Source organism: Streptomyces sp. NPDC001222 (genome assembly GCF_042896945.1).
Classification (GTDB): domain Bacteria; phylum Actinomycetota; class Actinomycetes; order Streptomycetales; family Streptomycetaceae; genus Streptomyces; species Streptomyces gibsoniae.
Genome location: NZ_JBIAXT010000001.1, coordinates 239606 through 255367 on the forward strand (window position 1 = coordinate 239606; position 15762 = coordinate 255367).

Sequence of the window (15762 nt, forward strand, 5' to 3'; positions counted from 1 at the left end):
ACCAGGTGTGTTGACCTGAAGCGTTGTCTACACGGCTGATCGGTGGGTGACCGCCGAGTGCGGCGTGGCAGCGTCTGCCCGTCAAGGAGCGGCGTCATGGGGTCCCCCCTGCTCGAGCGAAGCCGAGAGCTGGGGGGAGCGTGCTCCGCGACGGGGCGAACGTGCCTGTGGGGGCACTAGTTGTCGAGCCCGATCGCGAACGCCGCCTCCAGGTCGTGCTGGGAGTACGTGCGGAAGGCGACATGCGTGTCCGTGGCCAGCACGCCCGGGATCTTGCTGATCCGGCCGGGGATGACGTCCGCCAGGTCGTCATGGGCCTGCACCCGGACCATGGCGATCAGGTCGTACGTGCCGGTGACGGAGAAGACCTCGCTGACGCAGTCCAGCGCGGCGATCGACTCGGCGATCTCGGGGATCCGGTCCACGCTGGTCTTGATGAGCACGATCGCAGTGATCACGGCTGACAGTCTCCCTAGGTGCACGCTCGGACTGTCACTCTAAGACCTGCTCCATCGCGCACCAACAGACGTACTCCGGCGGCGCGGGAACCGCCTGCCGGAGTACGTCCGTGTCCCGTCGCGGACGCGGGGGTTCACGGGGGCGCCACCAGTACGGGCCTGCGCACCCAGGCGTAGAGGAAGCCCAGTGCGAACCCCACCACATGGGCCAGATAGGCGACGCCCGGGCCCTGGGCGGCGCGGCCCGCCGCGATCCACTGCAGTGTCGCCCAGAAGGGCAGCACCACCCAGGCGGGGAAGCGCAGCGGCAGGAAGAAGAGGAACGGGAAAAGACTGGTCACCCGGGCCCCGGGGAACAGGAACAGGAACGCGCCGAGCACCGCGGAGATCGACCCCGAGGCGCCGACCAGCGTCTGTGTCGACTGCGCGTGGGCAGCCGCGTACCCGAGGAGCGCCAGATAGCCGCAGCCCCCGTAGAACAGGGCGAACTGCAGATGGCCCATCCGCTCCTCGGTCATCGCCCCGAAGACGTAGAGGAACAGCATGTTGCCGAGCAGATGCACCCAGCTGCCGTGCACGAAGAGCGCCGTGGCGGGGGTGAGCGCGGCCCGGGGCGCCCCGCTGAACAGCTCCGCGGGCACCACGCCCCAGCGGGCGAAGTAGGTCCGCTGGGCGGCGAGCAGCGCCTCGCCCCGGCCGTAGGCGGGATTCAGGCCCGAGGCCGGCCCCAGCACGAAGATCAGACAGCACAGCGCGATCAGTCCGTACGTCACGGGTGCCGACTGCCCCCGCAACGCCCTCCCGGCCGTCCTGCCCCAGGTGCTGATCATGGGACAGAGCATGGCGTAACCGGACCGATCAGCACAGAGTGCCTCGCCGCGTGATACGGGCAGGCGGCGGTTGCCCGCCAGGCCGTAGGGTTACGAGCCACACGCTCCAGGGAAACTGGCGCATCACGGAGACTGGAAGAAGGAAGAGCAGCCACGATGACGGTTCCCTCGCCGACCGACACGACCCGCTGGCGCTGCATGCTCTGCGGCAACCTGACCCGGTTCGACGTGACCCGCTCATCGAAGGTGATCGAGTACGTGCATCTCGATCTGGCCGGGGAACCGACGGTCGAGGAGCGCGAGGTGGTCAGTGAGACCATCGAGTCAGTGCGTTGCCGCTGGTGCAACGCCCTGGATCAGGTGGAACTCGTGGACAGGCCGGGCGCCGGCTCCTGACGGAGGCGGCCCCGCACAGGCATTGGGGTGACGGATGGTGGAGACTTCGGGCGGGGAGCCGGTCGACGGCACCGCTGAGGTGCTCGACCGTCCGATGCCCGACGGAGTGCGCCGTCGGGTCGTACAGATCGTCTCGGACGGCTTCGGCGGGCTGACCCTGGCCGAACTGCCCGCACAGTTGCGGCAGTACGCCCGATTCACCCCGAACCGCCGGGCCAAGTTCGCCGGCAACGCCATGGCGGCGGCCCTGGAGACCGACGCGGTGTTCCGGCAGCGGATCGCGGAGAAGCTCAGAGAGGCCCAGCCGGAACTCACCGGCGCGCTCGACTCCGGCTCGCCGCCCCCGGCCGCGGACCCGCTCGACGTGGCGGCCGCGGCCTATGTACTGCGCCCGGCGGGCTGGGTGAAGCTCGTGACCGCCGCGGGCGAGGAGGCCCAGCGGGCGGACGCCGAGCGCGCCGACGAGGAGAGCCGGGCCGAACTGGAACGGCTGCGCGAGGAACTGGTCGCCGCCCGCGAGCAGACCCGCGCCGAGACCGAACGGCTGCGCGCGGAGCTGGAGTCGGCCCGCAAGGAAGCCGAATCGCTTCACCGGAAGCTGCGCGCCGCGCTCAGTGACGTCAAGCGCGGCGAGTCCGCGCTGCGCAAGGTCCAGGGCGAGATCGAGACGGTGCGCGCCGAGGGCCAGGCGCAGGTGTCCGCCGCCGAGAGCGAGGCCCGGCGGCTCAAGGCGCGTCTCGGTGAGTCGGAGGCCGCCCTGGAGGCCACGCGCCGGGCGGTGCGCGAGGGGCGCAGCGTCGAGGACATGCGGGTACGGCTGCTGCTCGACACCGTGCTGGACGCGGCCCAGGGGCTGCGGCGGGAGCTGGCGCTGCCACCGGTCTCGGTGCGGCCCGCGGAGACCGTGGATGCGGTCGAACCGGGACGGATGACACCGAAGGACATCGCGGCCCGGGCGCTGTCCGAGAACGATCCCGCCATCCTCGACCAGCTGCTCGCGCTGCCGCAGGCGCATCTGGTCGTCGACGGTTACAACGTCACCAAGACCGGCTATCCGCAGATGCCGCTGGAGAAGCAGCGCCTTAGGCTCCTCGGGCAGCTCTCGCAGCTCGCCGCACAGACCGGCGCGGAGGTCACCTGCGTCTTCGACGGGGCCGAACTGGCCGCCCCCGTGCTGCTCGCGCCGCCGCGCGGAGTGCGGGTCCTGTTCTCCAAGCCGGGCGTCACCGCCGACGAGTTGATCCGTCAGCTGGTGCGCGCGGAGCCGCCGGGCCGGCCCGTCATCGTGGTCTCCACCGACCGCGAGGTGGCCGACGGGGTCGCCAGGGCGGGCGCCCGCCCCGTGGCGTCGGTGGTGCTGCTCAGGCGATTTTCCAGGGCATAACGGACTTCCTTGCCTGGTCCGCGCGTTGCGCCGTACACCCCATGGGTCGCCTACGCACCAAGCGCAACATCCGTCGGTCATGCCCGAATTGGGACAGTCGTTGCGCAACGTAGCGTCAAGGCCGCGTCACCACGGGTGAGTTCCGTGCAAAGAATGCATTGCGTGACGGGAATTTTCCCGCTCAGGATTTGAACTGATCACAGCGAGGTCACTAGGGTCGGGCCTCGAACCTCCGCACGGGTGATCACTCACAAGGGGTGGGTGACCGGCGGAGGGCACCGCCCGCCGGCGTGTCGGTAGGCGGCTGGAGGAAGAAGGAGCTCGCCCCCGTGGCGTCCCACCGTCGACCCAAGCAGCCGAGCCGCACCCGTGTGACCGTGCTCACCACCGCCGCTGCCGCCGCCGTGGCCTTCAGTGCCCAGGCCGCCAACGCAGCCCCCAGCGAGAAGCCGAGCAAGGACGAGGTCAAGTCCCGCGTGGACAAGCTCTACGGGGAGGCCGAGCGGGCCACCGAGGCCTTCGACGGCGCCAAGGAGAAGCAGGACAAGCTGGAGAAGGAGATCTCCGGCCTGCAGGACAAGGTCGCCCGGGGCCAGGACGAGCTGAACCAGCTGCGTGACGGCATCGGCACCATGGCGAGCGCCCAGTACCGCACCGGCAGCATCGACCCCTCCGTGCAGCTGTTCCTCTCCTCCAACCCGGACGACTACCTCGACAAGGCGTCCACGCTGGACCAGTTGAGCAGCCAGCAGGTCGAGGCGCTCAAGAAGATCCAGGAGAAGCAGCGCGAGCTGGCCCAGGAGCGCCAGGAGGCCGCCGACAAGCTCAAGGACCTCGCGGCCACCCGGACCGAGCTGGGCAAGAACAAGCAGGAAGTCCAGGGCAAGCTCGCCGCGGCGCAGAAGCTGCTCAACTCCCTGACCGCGCAGGAGAAGGCGCAGCTCGCCGCCGAGCAGAACCGGGCCAGCCGGGCCAGCGAGCGCAGCGTCCTCAGCGGCAACACCGGCTCCGCCTCCGGCCGGGCGGCCGCGGCGTTCGCCGCAGCCCAGTCCATGATCGGCAGGCCCTACTCGTACGGCGCCACCGGCACGGCCGAATTCGACTGCTCGGGCCTGACCTCATGGGCGTACGGGCAGGCCGGCGTCTCCATCCCGCGTACCTCGCAGGAGCAGGCCAACATAGGCACCCGGATCTACTCGGTCAACGACCTCAAGGTCGGCGACCTGGTCTTCTTCTTCAACGACATCCACCACGTGGGCCTCTACGCGGGCAACGGCCAGATCCTGCACGCCCCGCGCACCGGCACCGTCGTCCGTTACGAGTCGATGAGCACGATCGGCGGACCCTTCATGTTCGGCGTCCGAGTCTGATCGGATCCCTCTCGGACCGGGTCGCCACTCCGCCCGAACGGGCGAATTCCAGCGACGCCCGCTGACCCCACGCCCCGCCGATGACCTGCGTCAGCGGCGGGGCGCCGCGTTGTGCGCCCACCGCGGCGGCTTTGGACCCTGAGTGATCACCCGGCTACTGTCTGCCGCGCTTCCCTCGCCGTTCGGCGGGGGTCTGTCAGCGGAAGGGAGTGCGACCGGTCGTGGGGTCCCATCGCCGCCTTGCACCAACCGGCCTCGGCCGGGGCCGTGGCGCCGCCGTGCGCCCGGTGAGCCGAAGGGACACCGGGGAGGGCGCCCCGGAGGCGCACCAGGCGCTGAGGAAGACAGCCGCCGTGCTGTCGGCCGCCGCCGCGGCGGCAGCCGCCACCGCGTTCGGCGCCGCACCCGCGGACGCCGCCCCGGCGCGTGACGCCCGGGTCGCGGTGGACCGGCTGTACCAGGAGGCCGAGCAGGCCACCGAGGCCTACGACAAGGCCACCGAGCAGACCGGTTCGCTGCGCCGGCAGGTCGGCCGGGAGCAGGACCGGATCGCCCGGCAGCAGGACCGGGTCAACGCCCTGCGGGACACGCTCGGTTCGCTCGCCGGGGCCCAGTACCGCTCCGGCGGCATCGACTCCTCCCTCCGGCTGCTGCTGTCCCACGACCCGGGCGAGTATCTGGACCGGGCGGCCGTGCTCGACCGGATCGGCTTCCGCCAGGCCGGACAGCTCAGGGAACTCCAGGGGGCCCTGCGCGAGCTGGCCCAGGAACGCGCGGACACCAGCGGCCGGCTGGCCGAGCTGGAGCGCGACCGCGAGGCCGTCGCCCGGCACAAGAGGACCGTCGAGCACAAACTCGCCATCGCGCGACGGCTGCTCGCCTCCCTGCCGTCCAGCACGCGCGCCGCCTACGACCGGGCGTCCCGCTCCGGCGCCGACGTGCCCGGCCTCACCGCCGCCAAGGCGCCCGACGGGCGCGCCGCGGCCGCGGTCGCCGCGGCCCGCTCCGCGCTCGGCCGCCCGTATGTGTGGGGAGCCAGCGGACCGGGCGGCTTCGACTGTTCGGGTCTGATGCAGTGGGCGTACGGACGGGCGGGCATCGGACTGCCGCGCACCTCCCAGGAGCAGCGGTACGCCGGCCACCGGGTGCCGCTCTCCCAGGTGCGTCCCGGCGACCTGATCGTCTATCGCTCCGACGCGAGCCATGTGGCCATGTACGTCGGCGGCGGCCAGGTCATCCACGCACCGCATCCGGGGGCCGCGGTCCGCTACGACCCGGTCGGGATGCTGCCGATCTCCTCGGTCACCCGGCCCTGACCACGGCACCCGTACCCGGCTCGGCCGACGCGTACGATCGGACAGTGGCTGGTCATGGGCGTGCGCCGGGGGTCGTGGCGTGCTGTGTGCTGCTTCTCGCCGGGCTCGTCGGCTGCGGCGGGCAGCCCGCGCCGGACTCCCAGACGGCCGCCGTGCAGCAGGTCCTCGACCGGCGGGCGGCCGCCGTTCTCGCCGGGAACCGGCCCGCGTTCCTCGCGACCGAGGCACGGACCACCGACGCGGCCGAGTTCGACAACCTGCGCGACGTTCCGCTGGCCGCCCTGTCGTACCGCGTCACGGCCCTGCACCGCACCGGCGACCGGGCGAGTGCCGACGCCGAACTGCGCTACCGCGTCAAGGACTACGACCGGGCGCCGGTCACCGCCGCCCGGGTGCTGCGGCTGACCCGCACCGGCGGCCACTGGTACGTCAGCGCCGACCAGCCCGCGCAGAAGGCCGGCGAACAGCTGTGGGAGCAGGGCGCGGTCGAGACGGTCCGTGGAACGCACAGCCTGGTGCTCGGGGTGGGGCAGCCCCGGGACCTCCTGCGGACCTACGCGGACCTCGCGGACCGTTCGGTCCCCGCCGTCACCCGGGCGTGGGGCACGGACTGGGTCCAGCACGTCGTGGTGCTCGTACCGCGGTCGCTGGAGGGAATGGCGGGGCTGCTCGGCGCGCCGGCGTCCGGGTACCGGGGGATCGCCGCGGTCACCACCGGGGAGGCGGGCGGCACGTCCCGGGCGCCCGCGGACCGGATCATCGTCAACCCGGACGCGTACGGCGTCCTCGGCGACCTGGGCAAGCAGGTCGTGCTCCGGCACGAGACCACCCATGTGGCCACCCGCGCCCACACCACGGCGGCCACCCCCCTGTGGCTGTCCGAGGGCTACGCCGACTGGGTCGGCTACCGCGACAGCGGCCGCACCCCCAGGGAGGTGGCCCCCGAACTCGGCCGCTCGGTCGCCCGGGGCCGGATCCCGGCCGCACTGCCCCGGGACACGGACTTCGCCTTCTCCACGGACGCGGACACCCTGGCGCAGGCGTACGAGAGCGGCTGGCTGGCCTGCCGGATGATCGCCGACCACTGGGGCGAGGCCCGGCTGAACGCCTTCTACCGAGCGGTGGGCGACCACCGGACCCGCACCGGCGCGGTCGAGTCCGCCCTGCAGCACACCCTCGGGACGAACCTGGAGACGTTCACCCGGGAGTGGCGGGCCTATCTGCGGGCGCAACTGGCCTGACGGGTCAACCCTCCAACCGGCCGATCGCCTCGCGCAGACAGGCCCTCTCGCCCGTCGCCCGTGCGACCCGCAGCATGCCCGCCCGGAACGGATCCTCCGCCTCCTCGGCCCGTACGGGCCTGCCGTCACGGTAGAAGAAGCTCGCCGGGGTCTTCAGGAAGTCCAGCCGACGGCGCAGCACCGCGGCCTGCTCGCCGGGGTCCGGGAGATACCGCAGAAACGCCAGCACGGTGTTGAAGCGGGCATGGTCGGTGATCTCGGCCTGCTTGGGGTGCCGCAGCCGCTCCAGGAGGTCCGCGCGGCCCTCGTCGGTGAGCGAAGGGATCCGGCGCGGAGCCGCGCTCGTGCCCGCCTCGGTGCGCTGGCCCAGCTTTCCGGCCGCCACGAGGCGGCTGCCGCTCTGCGCCGCGCGTTCACCACCGGCCTGCCGATGTCGACCGACTTCACCGTGCGGCAGACCGGCGCCCCGGTCCTGGTGGCGCTCGTGGCCCGGCTCGGGGTGACGGCGGCGGCCGCCTACGCGATCGCCCACAAGGTCATGTACCTCGCCACCATGGCCTTCTACGCGGTCCGCCAGGCCGCCTCCATCCACACCGCGCACACCCGGGGAGCCGGGAACAGGGGCGGGAGATCGGACGGCAGGCCGTGCTCGTGTCGGGGGCGGTGGGGCTGGCCGCCGCGGTGCTGCTGGGCACCCTCGCGCCATGGATCATGCGCGCCTTCGGTGCCGGGCCCGCGGTCGCGCACGACGGCGTGCTCTTCCGCCGCTGCATCGGCCCCTATCTGCTGCTGATGGCGTGCTGCATCGCACTCGGCGGGGTCTTCGAGGGCGGCGCGGGCGCACCCGGCTGCTGCGGGTGACGGCGCTCGGCACGGCGGTGCAACTGCCGCTCTCCTACGCCCTGTCGGAACTCGCCGGGCTGCCCGGGATCGCCATGGGGTTCGCGCTCTCCATGGCGCTGCAGTACGGCGCGCTGGCCCTGCTGGTGCCCCGTCAGGAAGGCGCCAGAGTCTCCTGGGTGCGGGGGGTCTGAGGAGGGACGGCCGGCGGGGGGACGGAGACCGTGGTGCGCCACAGGGTCCGGGCGGCCGTCAGGGTGGCGAGGAGCAGCAGGCCGTTGCGGGCGAGGAGGAGGGCGACGCCCAGTCGGTCGCTGGCGACGACGTTCCCGAAGTAGACCGGGAACTCCAGGACGGTGGCCGGGCAGGCGGCGAGGACCAGTCCGGCGGGCAGGGCCATCCGGCTGCCGCGCCGGGACAGGCACACCGCCGCCAGGCCCACCAGCCACACCAGGTACTGGGGGCTGATCACCCGGCTGGTGACCGTGAACAGCAGGACGGCGACGAAGGCCGCGTCCGCGAGCGCGTGCGGCGGCAGACGGCGGACGCGCAGCCGCCACAGCAGCAGCCAGCCGAAGGCGATCACGGACAGGGCCAGGGCCGCCGCGCTCACCCAGTCCACGTACGGGCCGAGGAACTCCACCGAGCCGTAGTTCAGCAGCACCTGTCCCTGCCAGCCGAAGTGCCGGGCGATGTGGAAGACCAGCGAGCCCATCGACTCCACCTCGGTGCCGCGGTCCCGCTGGGCGGTCAGGAAGGAGAAGGCGCCGGGCGCCGTCAGACCGAACAGCAGCGCCAGTGCGCCGGCCGTCGCCGCGGCAGAGACCCAGGCCCGGCGGCTCGCGGCCCCCACCAGCAGCAGCGCCGGCCACACCTTCAGCAGGGCGCCGACGGCCGTGAGCGCGCCCATCACGCGCGGCCGGCCCGCCCCCGCGAGCAGCGCCGCGACCGCCACCGCGGTCACCATCACGTCGTAGCGGGCGTAGACGGTCGGGCCGAGCAGGGCGACGCCGGCCGTCCACAGCCAGGCGCCGCGCGGTGTCCTGCCGGGGCGGGTGCCCGCGTACCAGAGCAGGCAGACGACGACCAGGTCGGCGAGGAGGGCGAGAACGAAGAAGGCCTGCGTGTAGTCCAGGAAGGGCAGCAGCGCGGGGGAGAGGATCGCGAGCGCGGCGGCGGGCGGGTACTGCCAGGTGACGTCGTGACGCGGGAACGTCCCGGTGCGCAGGGTGTCGTACCAGCTGTGATAGATGACCGAGACGTCGGTGGTGACGTCCGGGCCGGGGAAGACGAGCACCCTGAGGGCGTAGAGCAGCAGGGTCACCCTGGTCAGGCTCCATACGGCGAGCAGCCAGACCGGGAACCTCCGTGTGCTCGCCATTTCCACCCGACCCCTGTTCCGGCGCATCCCGCCGTCGTCACCCTGCGGGGCCATGATTCCGTGCGGGACTGTGCGAGGGCCATGAAGCGCGGCCGTGCGGAGGTGTGAGGACGGTCGCACAGCGGATTCGGTACTGTCGACGGCGATGCACAAGACCCTGATCGTGACCAACGACTTCCCGCCCCGTCCGGGCGGCATCCAGGCGTTCCTGCACAACATGGCGCTGCGTCTGGACCCGGAGCGCCTGGTCGTCTACGCCTCCACCTGGAAGCGCGGCCGCGAGGGCGCCGAGGCGACGGCCGCCTTCGACGCCGAGCAGCCCTTCACCGTCGTACGGGACCGGACGACGATGCTGCTGCCGACGCCGGGCGCGACCGCGCGGGCCGTGGGGCTGCTCCGGGAGCACGGTTGTACGTCGGTGTGGTTCGGCGCGGCGGCTCCGCTCGGCCTGATGGCGCCGGCGCTGCGCCGGGCCGGGGCGCGGCGCCTGGTGGCCACCACCCACGGTCATGAGGCGGGCTGGGCCCAGCTCCCCGGGGCGCGCGACCTGTTGCGCCGGATCGGGGAGTCGACGGACACGATCACCTACCTCGGCGAGTACACCCGCTCGCGGATCGCCTCCGTACTGACCCCGCAGGCGGCCGGGCGCATGGTGCAACTGCCCCCGGGGGTCGACGAGAAGACGTTCCACCCGCGCTCGGGCGGCGACGAGGTCCGCGAGCGCCTCGGGTTCACGGACCGTCCGGTGGTGGTCTGTGTGTCACGGCTGGTCCGGCGCAAGGGCCAGGACACGCTGATCCAGGCGATGCCGCGGATCCTGGCCAAGGAGCCGGAGGCGGTCCTGCTGATCGTCGGGGGCGGGCCCTACGAGAGGGACCTGCGCAGACTCGCGCACGAGACCGGGGTCGCCGACGCCGTCCACTTCACCGGCACCGTCCCCTGGTCCGAGCTGCCCGCGTACTACGGCGCGGGCGACGTCTTCGCGATGCCCTGCCGCACCCGCCGCGGCGGCCTGGACGTCGAGGGCCTCGGCATCGTGTACCTGGAGGCGTCCGCCACGGGCCTCCCGGTGGTCGCGGGCGACTCGGGCGGCGCCCCGGACGCGGTGCTCGACGGCGAGACCGGCTGGGTGGTGCGGGGCGGCTCCGCGGAGGACGCCGCGGACCGGATCATCACCCTCCTGGGGGACCCGGAGCTGCGCCGTCGCATGGGGGAGCGGGGGCGGCGGTGGGTGGAGGAGAAGTGGCGCTGGGACCTCTTGGCGGAGCGGCTCGAAGCGTTGCTGTGAAGGGCTCCGCAGCTCTAGCCGGAACCGAATAGTCCGCGGATGCTGCGCCCATGACAGAAAAACTGACGCATCGTCAACTGACCAGACGTCACATACTGGGCATGATCGCCCTCCAGACGGCCGCCACCGCCGGCCTCACCCGCGTCGGCCTCCAGTCCGCCCGCGCGGCGGAGCCCGACGCCGTCGACAACGCCCCCGCGATCGTCATCGGCTCCGGCTACGGCGGCGCCGTGGCCGCCCTGCGCCTCGGCCAGGCGGGCATCCGCACCCTCGTCCTGGAGATGGGCCGGCTGTGGAACACCACCGGCTCCGACGGCAAGGTGTTCTGCTCCACCAGCGCCCCCGACCAGCGCGCGATGTGGTTCCGCACCCGCACCGAGGCGCCGCTCGCCACCTTTCTGTGGCTGGACGTGGTCAACCGGAACATCAACAGCTACCCCGGCGTCCTCGACCGCGTGCACTTCGACCACATGTCCGTCTACGTGGGCCGGGGCGTCGGCGGCGGCTCCCTGGTCAACGGCGGCATGGCCCCCACTCCCCAGCCGTCCTACTTCCGCGAGCAGTTCCCCACCGTCGACGCCGGCGAGATGTACGCCACGTACTTCCCGCGCGCCCGCTCCATGCTCGGCGTCAACACCGTCGACCCGGGCTGGTTCGAGTCCACGGAGTGGTACCGGTTCGCCCGCACCTCACGGAAGGCCGCCGCCAACACCGGCCTGAAGACCGCCTTCGTGCCCAACGTCTACGACTTCGACTACATGCAGCGCGAGGCGGCGGGCACGGCGACCAGGTCCGCGCTGGCCGGCGAGGTCATCTACGGCAACAACCAGGGCAAGCGCAGCCTCGACAAGACCTATCTGGCCGCCGCGCTCGGCACCGGCAACGTCACCATCAGCACCCTGGAGCGGGTCAGGGAGATCCGCCGGGCCGCCGACGGCACGTATCTGCTGACCGCCGACCGGATCGACCTCACCGGCGCGGTCGTCGAGACCAAGCAGTACGCGTGCACGTACCTCTTCCTCGCCGCCGGCAGCCTCGGCACCACCGAACTGCTGGTGCGTGCCCGCGAGACGGGCGCCCTGCCCGCGCTCGACGCGAGCGTCGGCACCGGCTGGGGCACCAACGGCAATGTGATGCTCGGCCGCGCCAACCACATCTGGGACACGGTCGGCGCCGACGAGTCGACCATCCCCGTCATGGGCATCGACGACTGGGCCAACACCGACAACCCCGTCTTCGCCGAGATCGCCCCCCTGCCCATGGGACTGGAGCACTGGATCAGCCTCTACCTGGCGATCACCAAGAACCCGGAGCGCGCGTCGTTCTCCTACGACGCGGCGTCGGACTCGGCAAGGCTCGGCTGGACCGCCGCCCAGAGCGCCGTCTCCGTGAGCATGGCGAAGAAACTGTTCGACCGGATCAACGCCGCCAACGCGACCATCTACCGGTACGACCTCTTCGGCACCCCCAGCAAGGCCTTCGCCGACGACTTCACGTACCACCCGCTCGGCGGCTGCGTCCTCGGCCGGGCCACCGACGACTACGGCCGGGTCAAGGGCTACTCGAAGCTCTACGTCACCGACGGCTCCCTGGTGCCGGGCTCCCTCGGCGTCAACCCGTTCCTCACCATCACCGCGCTCGCCGAACGCACCATGACGCGGGTCCTCGCCGAGGACACCGCGTCATGATCTGACGGCCGGGGCCGACTACTTGCGGTAGATGGCCTCGATCTCCTCCGCGAAGTCCTTGGCCACCACGGAGCGCCGGAGCTTCAGGGACGGCGTCAGGTGGCCCGAGTCCTCGTCGAACTGGGAGGGGAGAATGCGGAACTTCCGCACCGATTCCGCCTTCGACACCGCGGCGTTGCCGTCGTCGACCGCGTCCTGGATCGCCGCGATCAGATCCGGGTCGTCGCGCAGCGACGCCGCGGTGGAACCCGCCGGCTTGCCGTGCTCGGAGGCCCAGCGCGCCAGGAACTCCTCGTCGAGCGTGACCAGCGCGCCCACGAACGGCCGCCCGTCACCCACCACCATGCACTCCGCGACCAGCGCGTGCGCCCGGATGCGGTCCTCGATCACGGCCGGGGCGACGTTCTTGCCGCCCGCGGTGACGATGATCTCCTTCTTGCGGCCGGTGATCATCAGATAGCCGTCCTCGTCGAGGGTGCCGATGTCACCGGTGTGGAACCAGCCGTCGGCGAGCGCCTCCGCGGTCGCGGCCTCGTTGTTCCAGTACTCGTGGAACACGTGCTCGCCGTGCAGCAGCACCTCGCCGTCGTCCGCGATACGGATCACGGAACCCGGCAGCGGCTGGCCGACCGTGCCGATCTTCTGCCGGTCCCAGGGGTTGAAGGCGGTGGCCGCGGTGGTCTCCGTCAGGCCGTAGCCCTCCAGGACCGTGAAGCCGATGCCGCGGAAGAAGTGGCCGAGGCGCTCGCCGAGCGGGGCGCCGCCGGAGATGGCGTACTCGCCACGACCGCCCAGCACCGCGCGCAGCTTGCTGTAGACGAGCTTGTCGAACGCCTTGTGCTTGATCTTCGGGCCGAGCGACGGGCCGGAGGGGGTGTCCAGTGCGCGGCTGTACGCGATCGCCTCGTCCACCGCCTTGTCGAAGATCTTGCCCTTGCCCTCGGCCCGCGCCTTGGCCCGCGCCGAGTTGTAGACCTTCTCGAAGACGCGCGGCACACCGAGGATCAACGTCGGCCGGAACGCCGCGAGTTCGTCGGTGAGGTTCTTGATGTCCGGGACGCAGCCGAGCTTGATGGGCGCCATCATGGGCGCGATCTGCACCAGACGACCGAAGACGTGCGCGAGCGGCAGGAAGAGGAGGACGGAGCACTCGCCCGTGCGGAAGAGCGGGCGCAGCCGCTCGACGATGTTGCCGCACTCCGCGAAGAAGTTGCGGTGCGTGAGCACGCAGCCCTTGGGGCGCCCGGTGGTCCCGCTGGTGTAGACGATGGTCGCCGTGTCGTCGGCCTTGGCGAGCGAGCTGCGCTCCTCGACGGTCGCGTCGCTGACGTCCTGGCCGGCCCGGCCCAGTTCCTCGACGCCCCCGGCCTCGATCTGCCAGACGTGCTTGAGCGCGGGCAGCCGGTCGCGGACCGACTCGACGGCCGCGGCGTGCGCGTCCAGCTCCACGAGACAGGCGGTCGCGCCCGAGTCGCCGAGGATCCACTCCACCTGCTCCGGCGAGCTGGTCTCGTACACCGGGACGGTGACCGCCCCGGCGCTCCAGATCGCGAAGTCCAGCAGAGTCCACTCGTAGCGGGTGCGGGACATGAGACCCACCCGGTCGCCCGGCTGCACACCGGAGGCGATGAGTCCCTTCGCCGCGCTGCGCACCTCGGTGAGGAAGGCGGCGGCGGTGACGTCCTGCCAGACACCGGCCACCTTGCGGCCCATGACGGCGACGTCCGGATGCTGCGCGGCGTTTCTGCGGACGATGTCGGTCAGATTGCCGTCCGCAGGGACCTCGTACAAAGCCGGAAGGCTGAACTCGCGCAAGACTGCTGCTCCTCATAGGGCGCCGACGCCACGACTCTGTGTGCTGCGACGGTGCGGTCCAAGGCTCGGTCAGGTGCGCAGGGTCTCTGGGACCGTCATTGGTTGAAACCCTGAGCACGACTGGACTGCCCGGACGTTACCCGCCGGTATGGCCTCCGGGACAGGGGGTCCCGGCGAGATGTTCCGTGCGTCACACGTCTTGGCGTTCCTTGACGCACAGTAGTCCACGGCTTTCCTGACTGGCCAGTAATCGCCGGTCCGGCCGCCACTGTTCACGTATGTCCCACAGCCCTACGCTTGATCGCCATGACACCCACACCGACGGGCAAGCCGAGGACGCGCGTCCACGTGGTCAGCGACGTGCACGGCAACGCGCGTGACCTGGCCAGGGCGGGCGACGGGGCCGACGCCCTCGTCTGCCTGGGGGATCTGGTCCTCTTCCTGGACTACGCCGACCACTCACGCGGCATCTTCCCGGACCTCTTCGGCAAGGAGAACGCCGACCGGATCGTCGAGCTGCGCACCGCCCGCCGGTTCGAGGAGGCGCGCGCCTTCGGCGCCCGGCTGTGGGCCGGCGTGGGCCAGGACCGCGCCGCGCTGATCGAGAAGGCGGTGCGCAGACAGTACGCCGAGCTGTTCGCCGCGTTCCCGTCCCCGACCTACGCCACCTACGGCAATGTCGATATACCGACTCTGTGGTCCGAGTACGCCGGCCCGGGCACCACCGTGCTCGACGGCCAGCGGGTGGAGATCGGCGGCTGGACCTTCGGCTTCGTCGGCGGGGGCCTGCGCACCCCCATGCGGACGCCGTACGAGCTCAGCGACGAGGAGTACGCCGCGAAGATCGAGGCGGTGGGGGAGGTGGACGTGCTGTGCACCCACATCCCGCCGGAGGTGCCCGAGCTGGTCTACGACACGGTGGCGCGCCGCTTCGAGCGCGGCAGCCGGGCCCTGCTGGAGGCGATCCGCCGCACACGCCCGCGGTACTCCCTCTTCGGCCATGTCCATCAGCCGCTGGTGAGCCGGATGCGGATCGGCGCGACCGAGTGCGTGAACGTGGGGCATTTCGCGGGGCGCGGGAGGCCCTGGGTGCTGGAGTGGTGACCCGCGGGACCCCATGCGCCGTCCGGTGCGCGCGGACGATGGCCGAACCACAGGTGGGGTGGTAGCGGCACGGCGTGTGCGCGGTAGCCTTCACGCTGCACACACGTGCGCACGGGCGCACCACCCTCCCTCACCGGACCGCATCTGGAGGAGCCACGGCGATGGCGGAACACACCAGCTCGAGCATCACGATCGAGGCGGCTCCGGCCGACGTCATGCGGGTGATCGCCGACTTCGCGCGCTATCCGGACTGGACGGGCGAGGTGAAGGAGGCGGAGGTGCTCGCGACGGACGCGCAGGGCCGCGCCGAACAGGTGCACCTGGTCATGGACGCGGGCGCGATCAAGGACGACCAGACGCTGGCGTACACCTGGACGGGCGGCTACGAGGTCTCCTGGACCCTGGTCAAGTCCCAGATGCTGCGCTCCCTGGACGGCTCGTACCTGCTCAAGCCGGCGGCCTCGGGCGGCACGGAGGTCACGTACCAGCTGACGGTCGACGTCAAGATCCCGATGCTCGGCATGATCAAGCGCAAGGCGGAGAAGGTCATCATCGACCGCGCCCTGGCGGGGCTGAAGAAGCGGGTGGAGTCGGGCGAGAGCGAGCAGTAGCGGAGCCCGTCGAGCGGGAGCGGAACGGCCCGGTCCGGAC

The 15762-nt window shown here is 71.7% G+C and carries 16 protein-coding genes; 11 read left to right on the top strand and 5 right to left on the bottom strand.

The window, feature by feature from the left end; all coding sequences use genetic code 11:
- Positions 1-176: 176 nt before the first annotated feature.
- Both ACFY2Z_RS01085 and ACFY2Z_RS01090 read right to left on the bottom strand, forming a co-directional pair.
- Positions 177-458, bottom strand: coding sequence for an Lrp/AsnC family transcriptional regulator (locus ACFY2Z_RS01085; protein ID WP_390742073.1), 282 nt, complete (start codon positions 456-458; stop codon positions 177-179).
- Between the two features lie 134 nt (positions 459-592).
- Complete coding sequence (locus tag ACFY2Z_RS01090) at positions 593-1288, bottom strand: rhomboid family intramembrane serine protease (protein WP_390742074.1); 696 nt, start codon at positions 1286-1288, stop codon at positions 593-595.
- A 156-nt stretch (positions 1289-1444) separates the two neighbouring features.
- Here ACFY2Z_RS01090 and ACFY2Z_RS01095 point away from each other — a divergent pair, with 156 nt between their 5' ends.
- The 5 genes from ACFY2Z_RS01095 to ACFY2Z_RS01115 all read left to right on the top strand — a co-directional run bounded on the left by ACFY2Z_RS01095 (position 1445) and on the right by ACFY2Z_RS01115 (position 6995).
- Entirely contained in the window at positions 1445-1684 is a 240-nt protein-coding gene (locus tag ACFY2Z_RS01095) for a hypothetical protein (RefSeq protein ID WP_390742075.1), read from the top strand.
- A gap of 34 nt (positions 1685-1718) precedes the next feature.
- On the top strand, positions 1719-3068 hold the full coding sequence (locus tag ACFY2Z_RS01100; protein ID WP_390742076.1) for an NYN domain-containing protein: 1350 nt from the start codon (positions 1719-1721) through the stop codon (positions 3066-3068).
- A gap of 329 nt (positions 3069-3397) precedes the next feature.
- Positions 3398-4438 carry an NlpC/P60 family protein gene (locus ACFY2Z_RS01105; RefSeq protein ID WP_390742077.1) on the top strand — a complete coding sequence of 347 codons (1041 nt, stop codon included), beginning with the start codon at positions 3398-3400 and terminating at the stop codon, positions 4436-4438.
- 221 nt (positions 4439-4659) lie between these two features.
- On the top strand, positions 4660-5754 hold the full coding sequence (locus ACFY2Z_RS01110) for an NlpC/P60 family protein (protein WP_390742078.1): 1095 nt from the start codon (positions 4660-4662) through the stop codon (positions 5752-5754).
- A gap of 44 nt (positions 5755-5798) precedes the next feature.
- A complete protein-coding gene (locus ACFY2Z_RS01115) occupies positions 5799-6995 on the top strand; it encodes a hypothetical protein (RefSeq protein ID WP_390742079.1) in 1197 nt (398 codons plus the stop codon).
- A gap of 4 nt (positions 6996-6999) precedes the next feature.
- Here the strand turns inward: ACFY2Z_RS01115 and ACFY2Z_RS01120 are convergent, their stop codons facing one another.
- Entirely contained in the window at positions 7000-7527 is a 528-nt protein-coding gene (locus ACFY2Z_RS01120) for a PadR family transcriptional regulator (protein WP_390742080.1), read from the bottom strand.
- 113 nt (positions 7528-7640) lie between these two features.
- On the opposite strand from ACFY2Z_RS01120, the gene ACFY2Z_RS01125 reads away from it, so the two are divergent.
- Positions 7641-7856, top strand: coding sequence for a hypothetical protein (locus tag ACFY2Z_RS01125; protein WP_390742081.1), 216 nt, complete (start codon positions 7641-7643; stop codon positions 7854-7856).
- Entirely contained in the window at positions 7853-8029 is a 177-nt protein-coding gene (locus ACFY2Z_RS01130; RefSeq protein WP_390742082.1) for a hypothetical protein, read from the top strand. Before ACFY2Z_RS01125 ends, ACFY2Z_RS01130 begins: the two co-directional genes overlap by 4 nt.
- Here the strand turns inward: ACFY2Z_RS01130 and ACFY2Z_RS01135 are convergent.
- Positions 7990-9222, bottom strand: coding sequence for a glycosyltransferase 87 family protein (locus ACFY2Z_RS01135; RefSeq protein ID WP_390742416.1), 1233 nt, complete (start codon positions 9220-9222; stop codon positions 7990-7992). The genes ACFY2Z_RS01130 and ACFY2Z_RS01135 overlap by 40 nt on opposite strands.
- A 139-nt stretch (positions 9223-9361) precedes the next feature.
- Here ACFY2Z_RS01135 and ACFY2Z_RS01140 point away from each other — a divergent pair, with 139 nt between their 5' ends.
- Positions 9362-10504, top strand: a complete 1143-nt coding sequence (locus tag ACFY2Z_RS01140; protein ID WP_390742083.1) for a glycosyltransferase family 4 protein — start codon at positions 9362-9364, stop codon at positions 10502-10504.
- Positions 10505-10605: 101 nt separating this feature from the next.
- Positions 10606-12192 carry a GMC oxidoreductase gene (locus ACFY2Z_RS01145; RefSeq protein ID WP_390742084.1) on the top strand — a complete coding sequence of 529 codons (1587 nt, stop codon included), beginning with the start codon at positions 10606-10608 and terminating at the stop codon, positions 12190-12192.
- 18 nt (positions 12193-12210) lie between these two features.
- Here the strand turns inward: ACFY2Z_RS01145 and ACFY2Z_RS01150 are convergent, their stop codons facing one another.
- The gene (locus ACFY2Z_RS01150) at positions 12211-14007 is read right to left on the bottom strand and encodes an AMP-dependent synthetase/ligase (protein WP_390742085.1); all 1797 of its coding nucleotides are present in this window, start codon (positions 14005-14007) and stop codon (positions 12211-12213) included.
- A 306-nt stretch (positions 14008-14313) separates the two neighbouring features.
- Between ACFY2Z_RS01150 and ACFY2Z_RS01155 the strand changes: the two genes are divergently transcribed.
- Positions 14314-15111, top strand: coding sequence for a metallophosphoesterase (locus ACFY2Z_RS01155; RefSeq protein ID WP_311690780.1), 798 nt, complete (start codon positions 14314-14316; stop codon positions 15109-15111).
- A gap of 161 nt (positions 15112-15272) precedes the next feature.
- Positions 15273-15722: an SRPBCC family protein gene (locus ACFY2Z_RS01160; protein ID WP_390742086.1), complete on the top strand. Its 450-nt coding sequence runs from the start codon at positions 15273-15275 to the stop codon at positions 15720-15722.
- Positions 15723-15762: the final 40 nt, after the last annotated feature.